General features: G+C 51.7%; 4 protein-coding genes, 1 tRNA gene and 1 pseudogene. 3 read left to right on the top strand and 3 right to left on the bottom strand.

Going from position 1 to position 8,091, the window contains the following annotated elements:
- Nucleotides 1-655, top strand: a 655-nt coding sequence (locus tag RMSM_RS36235) for an SDR family NAD(P)-dependent oxidoreductase (protein WP_040771483.1), incomplete at its 5' end; no start/stop codon positions are given.
- Nucleotides 656-1,396: 741 nt separating this feature from the next.
- Here the strand turns inward: RMSM_RS36235 and RMSM_RS41685 are convergent.
- Nucleotides 1,397-1,573, bottom strand: a complete 177-nt coding sequence (locus tag RMSM_RS41685) for a hypothetical protein (RefSeq protein WP_160168455.1) — start codon at nt 1,571-1,573, stop codon at nt 1,397-1,399.
- Nucleotides 1,574-3,015: 1,442 nt separating this feature from the next.
- Nucleotides 3,016-4,998 (bottom strand): dockerin type I domain-containing protein, encoded by a 1,983-nt coding sequence (locus RMSM_RS36220; RefSeq protein ID WP_008709877.1) that lies wholly within the window; start codon nt 4,996-4,998, stop codon nt 3,016-3,018.
- Nucleotides 4,999-6,022: 1,024 nt separating this feature from the next.
- Here RMSM_RS36220 and RMSM_RS43955 point away from each other — a divergent pair.
- Nucleotides 6,023-7,336, top strand: a pseudogene (locus tag RMSM_RS43955) (tyrosine-type recombinase/integrase); the annotation flags it as partial.
- Between the two features lie 205 nt (nt 7,337-7,541).
- Here RMSM_RS43955 and RMSM_RS36210 read toward each other — a convergent pair.
- Nucleotides 7,542-7,615, bottom strand: a tRNA-Pro gene (locus tag RMSM_RS36210).
- Between the two features lie 168 nt (nt 7,616-7,783).
- On the opposite strand from RMSM_RS36210, the gene RMSM_RS36205 reads away from it, so the two are divergent.
- Nucleotides 7,784-8,091: putative RNA methyltransferase (locus tag RMSM_RS36205; RefSeq protein ID WP_040771479.1), on the top strand; the 308-nt coding region annotated here is incomplete at its 3' end.

The raw sequence follows: 8,091 nt of genomic DNA, 5'->3' as shown, positions 1-8,091 counted from the left end.
CAAGGCGATTGAAAAAATTCGTGATAGTCAACCGAAGGCGGATGTGGTCGGGCTGGTCTCCGACAATGGGACGGCCAAAGGTGTTGCACGAACCATCGCCAAACATCCGCAGATCGATATCCTGGTCAACAATCTGGGCATCTTTGAAGCGGTTGATTTCTTCGACCTGACGGACGAAGCGTGGCAGCACATCTTTGACGTCAACGTGATGAGCGGTGTGCGACTTACACGGCATTATCTGAAGCAAATGCTGGAGCAAAACAGCGGACGCATTGTCTTCATCAGCAGCGAATCCGGCGTCGTGCCCGCTCCGGAAATGCCTCACTACGCGATGACCAAGACCGCACAACTTGCCGTCTCACGTAGTCTGGCGCAATTGACCAAGGGAAGCTCCGTTACCGTGAACACCGTCATGCCTGGATCGACGTTAACCCCAGGTGTGAAGGAATTTGTCAGCAACCTGTTCCCGGACGAGCCTTATGATTCGGCTGAGAAACGATTCATGGCAGACAATCGGCCGACCTCGTTGATTCAAAGGTTGATCCAGCCGGAAGAGATCGCCAACATGGTCGCGTTTGTTGCCAGCCCACTCGCGTCGGCTATCAACGGAGCACCAATACGAGTCGACGGTGGCCTCATTCCAACGATTGCTTAAGCGCAGCGAGTGGCGAATGACGAGTCCTCAACACAATTCTCGGAAGAAACCTTCGATGACGAAGATGAGGCTGGGCTGGATGCGTCAGAGGCGGTGCGGTATTTCGGGATACAGTCGCCGTAGGCCGAGTGTTCTCGGGCGCCAAAATGATTTGTCGGAAATCATGTAGCTTTGGGCTTTTAATCGGTTCCCGGCGCCGGTATAAATAATAAAACACTAGCCGTGAGTTACACGACTAGTGTCATTTTTGCCGGGGTCAATCAGGGCTGCACTACCAATGACCTCGACGGTTTGAAATTAGGGCGAGTAGTTTAGAACTGCTCGTCCTTTTTCGTTTCAATGAGGGGAGGGTGAACTCCCTCGATGCGGATATTTAAAAATCCGATCTCAACGGTTCGCTCCATCCATACTGAAAAAGCGACGATCGCTAGTATCAGTAATGCGAGGCGAGAAGAGAGACTCCCATCATGCAACCTTCCGGTTGCTTTCGGTGCTTGCATACTTAATCCTTTCTAAAGCAAGACTTGTGGCTGCTGAAACTCACAACGAGCGAGTTACTCAGTGCCCCCGATGCTAAATGCAATTCCATTTGCGTCGGGATTTCCGCTGGCGGTCATGCGCTTTTCACAAAAGCCGCTGCGATGAGTAATATTTGAGCAACTTTCCAAGTGACGTCAAATGGGCAAGCTTGGTTTAAGGCTCCCTCTGCGGGTTTGCGCAGATAGTGGCTCGCGTTGCAAGTCACTGATTTAGAAAATAAGGGACACACATATAGTCTTGCGTATTCACCCAAGCTTTGGCAACCGTTATGTGCGGAGGAATCGCGAGCAAATTCAGCATTCGCTCTTCCCGCTCTTTTTCGGCCTTACTATTCGCTTCGAGCAGCTCTAAGATGTCCTCGACTGTCATTGACCGCACCGTTGATCCTCAGCGAAGATGAAAGTGGAATTGATTCAGATGCAGTCAACGTATGCGATCAACGAAATTCGACCAAAACGAGTTCTGGCAAAAAATACCAATGCCGAGGACGAATTCTGGGATCGCGACGTCAACACTCGTCACCCTCTCCAAAAGTGCTTCCAAAACAAGCTGCTGTTCGCGGCGGCAGGCAGGTTTTGGGGCGGAGTCACGAAACCGCGGCAGCGAAAGTAAGAATGAAAAACAGCTGGTGTAGCCCCACACTCCCGTTTGAAAGTCCTGCTCTCTAAGAAGCTTAGAGCGGGCCATTGGTTGTGTGAGCTGTTGCCAAGCCCACCTTTCTGTCCGAAAGAACCAACCCAGCGAATGTGATTTTGTGAAGAAAGTCGAGGGACCCAAGAAGTTGGTTGGCATACATGCCAACGTCCCCATGCTCGGATGCGAGCTACTCTGGATGTCCTGCCCACCAAAGGTACAAGCATCAGCAAGCACCCGAGCACTGCGATTGGCAGATTTTTGTGTTGTTATCGCCGGTTGCATCTTCGGTACGGACGGTGACACTGCGGAAGCTATGGCTGGTTCAGCAAGACTTATCGCAGGTTGCTCTACCCCCTTCCGTGACTATGGGGGTGTAAGGGCGCCAGGTCAAGCTGTTGTGACGGAAACGTTCAAAGGCTGAACACATTGACCTCAGCGGAGTCGTGAAACGAAAGAAACAATAGCGATTGGAGGCAGAAGACCATGACGTGAAAATCGCTTTACTTGGCCTGTTGTTCCATTTGTGCGTTATGGCAGTGAATCATTGATTGCGGCTTCCCGTCCAGTATCCTGTCGGCATCCGAGCGGTATCGATGAAGAAACGTTCGACCATGTGTTTGCCCTTCAGAGTCGGCGGTCATGTTAATCATTCTCTGAAATGAATGACGGTTCACCGCCTCTTGTTAGTGTTGCTCGGTGTTGATTCGCCATTTCAGAGTGAAAATGTACGCCGGCTCATTGCTGGGACTCAGGGCTCGGTTTCGCTGCTCCGGTGGCTGCGGCCGTACGTTAGTTCGGATTCATCGACTGTACGTTCGTTCGGGGTTATCCACCGAGTATCGCATATGGTGGACAGTTACTATTTTCGCATGCATGAGAGCCCTATCCAAGCAAGCGATTGGTCCAACCGCTTCGTCAAATTAAATGTAATTGACGCCGCGGTTGTATTGCGAATGAAAGTTAAGGTACGGAGTCTATTCGTGAGACGATAGGGCTCTGGCATAAAGCACCAATGCCCAGGATCAAAACTGGGATCGTGTCAACAAAGAAGTAGCGAAATACACGGTTGCGTTAGGTGCGCGTGTCCTACTGACACAATCTGACGTTCTCTTAGGTGTAGTGGCTGGAGATCACTAGGCGGCACCTCTACTTCGTAATCCAATCTGCGTGTACCTGTATGATTGTCAAAAGAGCAAGCTGATCTCAGGAAGTCCTAAGATTACATCGCGTTCATCATCATCCAGTTCCGAATACGCGATGTAGCGGTTGTTCGTGAGTAGCTCATCAGCATCATTGAAGCGATGTTTGGCCTCCCCCTCACCAATTCTATTTTGCGGCTTGTGCATAGCGTTGATCACCATCAGCGCATCAATAGCAGATATTGAACCGTCTCCGTTCACGTCATAAGAACCAGCTTCAGTTTGCGTTGTTTCTCCTTCACCGATTGCACTCCAAAGGCGATTGATCACCATCAGCGCGTCCACTGCGGTTGTTTCTCCATCTCTACTAACATCGGTACGATCGAAAGTACGGGCCGCAACGGTTGATGTGGTTGCATCGGCAATCGCAGCAGGTTTCGACGTGGCCCGAAACGAGCCACGGCCCAAGTCAGCACGTAGCGTGTATGCACGCCACTCTTCAATTGCCGAAAATTGTATCCCGTAGGTTTCCCCTTTCTTCGCTTCGAAATTTAGATTGCCATAAGAGGAGCTCAATACTTCTTCGCCTGACTCTTGCAGTAGACGCACATGCTGTCCGCCTGCAACGGCAATCGGAACTAGGTTCAGTTCGATATCGTCCATCGCTTGAAACCAAATTTCCGCAGGCCGTTCTGTGTCTGCGGGGATACCAAACACGCTCAAGAAGCTGGTTGAAAGTACCCGTGGCTCGGGCACAGGATTTCCAGTTGCACCGTCGATTGCTGCGATAAGCGCATCGACAATATCTTCTGCCCCCTGAGCTCGAAACGCCTTTCCGTCGGTCCCTGTCGCGATCTGATCAGCAACTTCCAACGCTGTCGCATTATTTCCAATGACGACCGGAAAAATCTGTACGGGAAGTTCTGGAGTGGATGGGGTCGGTGCGTCTTCGCCCTCTCCGCCGGATATCCGAATTCCGCCGGCATTGGCTTGCGCAATTATTTGTGAGAGGGTCAACCCTGTAATGGGTTCTGGCGAGTGTGGCGGTGCATCAGTTATGTAAATAATCTTCTTTTCAACTGACCCTCCACGCCACAGGCCGAGGTCGGTTGAATCCATCGCAAAACTCAATGCCCCATACAACGCCTCTGGCAAATCCCCGCCTCCTGACACCGCAAGCGACTGTATTCCGCTATTCGCAGTTGCAGCTTGACATGTGAAGCCCTGCTCCGTTCTCCAAGCAAAATCTCCCTCGGGAGGATGGTCTTGGTAGGAAACAACAGCGATCCGTGCATCTCGCCCATTAAGCGAGCGACTGGCAACTTCATTGATGATTCTGCTGGCAGATGCTTTGGCAGCGTCGATGTCATCCTCCATGCTTCCGGTGGTGTCAATAACGAAAACTAGGTCAATTCTTTTTCGTGACGATAGCTGAAGTGAATTCTGGGGTATCGGTGTTGCGTATCCGGGGTAGTCTCCATCAGCAAAAATAGTCGCTGGATTCTCTATCGCAACGCCCGCCGCATTTAGCAATCCCGAGATGTAAGAATTCGAGTTAAAGCCACCAGTCAATTCGGGAAAGAAGTCATAGTTGAGATTGTTTGCATATCCTTCTGAAAGCCGAGCAAGGGCATGGAAAAAAGCATCACCTGTACTAGGCGATGAAGGAGGTGCCAATGTCGTGCGGTTTGCCGGCGGATGCAAAGTTGGGTCAATGTCATTAGTGCGATTGAAGCCATTTATCAGTGTACCGGCAAGTGGCCCCAGGCTCGGTCCAGCGCCAATCGACAAAGCATACGAGCCATCCGGTCGGAGAGCGAAGGAGCATTCCTGGTCAGCAAATCCATTACCATCATTGTCTGTGAATTGAGTGTTGGTCGGTGTCGCGAGAATCGAAAGGTGATCAAATCCAAATGTCACGGGATGGGTTTGAAGTTCAACCTGAAAATTTGCATTGATTGATGCCAACAGCCGTCTGGATTCAAGACGCTCAACAAATAGTGTTCTTTGATGCGTGCGTGACGTCATTTCTGCAGCCTAGTTAGAGGTGGCATCTAGAAAACGAATTCAATTCGGTCAGATAACGAATTTCGATCTATCCAACTTTTTTATGGACGGATAGCTTTGCGTCGTGCGTGACCGCCTTTGGTCTTGGTGTCTTCAGTCCCAAGTCATTCGTATGATTGATTGTATGCCAGTCGAAGTTGCGGATGCAAGCTTTTGGAGCAGATTGTCATTTGCATGCTCGCAAGAAGCTCGCCAATCGAGTAATCGTTACGCATGAAAACATCTGTGGACGGTTGTATACGTTCGTGAGCGAAATTTGAAACACGCTCCGGAAAATAGCCACACTACCGGGATTGGTCCTGAGGCCGCGCTCACCGAACCTTCAGCAAAAAGTACACTGTGCCAATGCATCACACTTGATGTGATTGCTAATCATTCAAACTCTTCTGGGCTTGCCCTTGGTCGTTAGACCGTAAAAAGGGCAAGCCTTTATGGTCCCTTATGGGAATGGCGACATCTGAGTGTCGCCTAGAAAGGCACCGGAATGTCGCCAAGCGAAGACCCGTGAACCTGCTTTGCCCACACGCTTCTGTCTATTTGGAGCGACAATGCTCCCCCGCGGCCAAAGTGAGCGTGCTCATTGACAACCGAACGATGCACTCCGTGGAATTAGGCTGTGCAATGTTGATTACAAACCGTTTGTACAGGCGAAAAACCGCTCTTGGTGATCGGATCGATTTGTGCTGTCTGTGGATAGCGAAAGCTCGTGTCTGTTGCAAATTGTCAACAAGTCTGCTCAGCCAATTGCTCCGCTGCCCCGTCTTGGAGCAGTGGTCGTTCCTGGTTGTTGAGCACTTGTGAAGTGAATTTGCTGGCAGGTGCCGATGGTATGCGGTGAGAAAGAATAGCGAACACGGCTCAAATCCAAACACGACCGCTATAATCCATATTGCGACGGATAGGGTAGCTCCCGAAAAGATTGGCATCACCACCAATCTTCCGTTGCACTTCGATATCAATGGTGATGGTGGAAAGGTGACACACAATGGCGACGCTTTTTAAGAAGCAATTTACAAAGCCGATACCGGCTGACGCGAAAATTACCACTCGTACGGTGAAGGGTGAGTCAAAACGGTTTGCCCAGTGGACGGACCGTAAGGGTAAACGTCGCACTGCGGAGCTAACTACTAGCGGCAAACGTATCAAAGTCGAGGCGAAGTCGTGGACTGCTAAGTATCGCGATGGAGAAGGCTTGGTTTGCGAAGTTGCGACCGGATGCCGCGACAAGCAAGCTGCAATGTCTGTACTCGATGATCTGACGACGCGAGCCGAACTTGTGAAAGCCAAGGTGTTATCGCTAGACCAAGACAGGATTTCAGATCACCAGCGAATCCCGCTACCGGACCATATCGCGGCGTACATAGAACACTTACGTAGCCGAGGTGTTAATTCTGACCGAATTAAAACGACTGAAACACGGTTGCTACAATCAGCCAACGGTTGCCGGTGGCGATGGCTATTCGACTTGAGCGTACATTGCCTCGAAAACTATCTTGGGACACTGACCGAGGAACCCAAGGACGACGAAGCGATCGCGAAGCCGGTTTCGGCATCAGTCTACAACGGGTTCGTCGAATTATGGGTCGCGTTTGGATTTTGGTGTGCAGGTAAACGGATGGCTGGCAAACGCTCCCATCGGAATGGAGAAAAGCGGTTGTTGACAAATCCGTTTGAAGGGATGCGGCGACGCGACGCAAAACAAGATCGTCGGCGGATCGCTCGAGCTATGACGGAAGACGAGCTTTCACGGTTGCTAGATGCTGCACGCCGCCGCCCCCTCGATGATGCCATGAAGATTCGCACTGGCCCCAGAACTGGTGAACTGGCAGCAAATGTGTCCGAAGATCGAAGAGCAAAGCTCATACGCCTTGGGCACGAAAGGAGCCTGATCTACAAAACATTTATTTTAACAGGATTGCGGGCTGACGAGCTAAGAACACTGACGATCGCTGATCTTTCGTTTGACGATGTTCCATTCATCAAGCTACGCCGTTCGAACGAGAAGAACCGACGCGGTTCAACACTACCGATCCGCTCGGACCTTGCGGCTGATTTACACGGGTGGACCCAAGGTCGTGAGCGAACTGAAAAGGTGTTTGATGTGCCGTCAGGTATCCTGAGGATCATGAACCGTGACTTAGCCGCCGCTGGAATTGACAAAGCAGATGCGGACGGTTTTGTGGTTCACATTCATGCATTGCGGCACAGCTTTGGAACGCACCTGTCACGAGCAGGAGTTGCTCCGCGGGTCGCCCAAGCGGCGATGCGGCACTCTGACATTGGATTGACGATGAACGTCTATACCGATGCCCGATTGCTGGACACTGCTAAGGCGGTGGAGTCACTGCCGATCATCCGTGATGACGGTCCACGAAAGCTTGCACCAAATCCTGGGGAAGTGGGGGAATTAGAGTCCATCTCTGACCCTAGCGACGATCTTCCAAGTGACGACAAGACGACCAGGAAAGCCCGAAAAACACGGGGTTTTACAGGGTTTCAAGAAGTCGGGGCGACTGGATTTGAACCAGCGACCTCTGCGTCCCGAACGCAGCGCTCTACCAGGCTGAGCCACGCCCCGTGATGATGGATGCCCTATTTTTGTTACTTCCTCGATCCTCGTCAACGGTCTTCCCTACGGAACGAATTCGGATTTAGCAGCGGCCAGCGGTTCGGCAGGCGTCCCCGGCCATCGCTCGTCCGTTGCACTGCCCCTGTTGTTTCACGCTTGCCGCCTTAGAATGGGGCGATGTTTGAACTTCGCTGTACTGTCCGAAATTGCTGTGAACCGCTGCAACAACGTGAAAGTGGTCTGTTTTGTGCCGCTGGTCACCATTTTGATCGAGCCAAAGAAGGCTACTGGAGTCTGCTGCAGCCGCAGGATCGACGCTCTAAGAACCCAGGCGATGCGGACGCCGCCGTGTTGGCGCGACATCGCTGGTTAAAGCGTGGCTATGCTGCGGGATTGATCGAAACGCTGCGGCCTTGGATCGCCAATTCGGCGTCAGCCGATGCGGCGACCGCGCCACGAACGATGGATCTCGGGTGCGGTGAGGG

Source organism: Rhodopirellula maiorica SM1 (assembly GCF_000346295.1).
Lineage (GTDB): Bacteria > Planctomycetota > Planctomycetia > Pirellulales > Pirellulaceae > Novipirellula > Novipirellula maiorica.
This window is presented reverse-complemented; position numbering and strand designations above follow the sequence as displayed.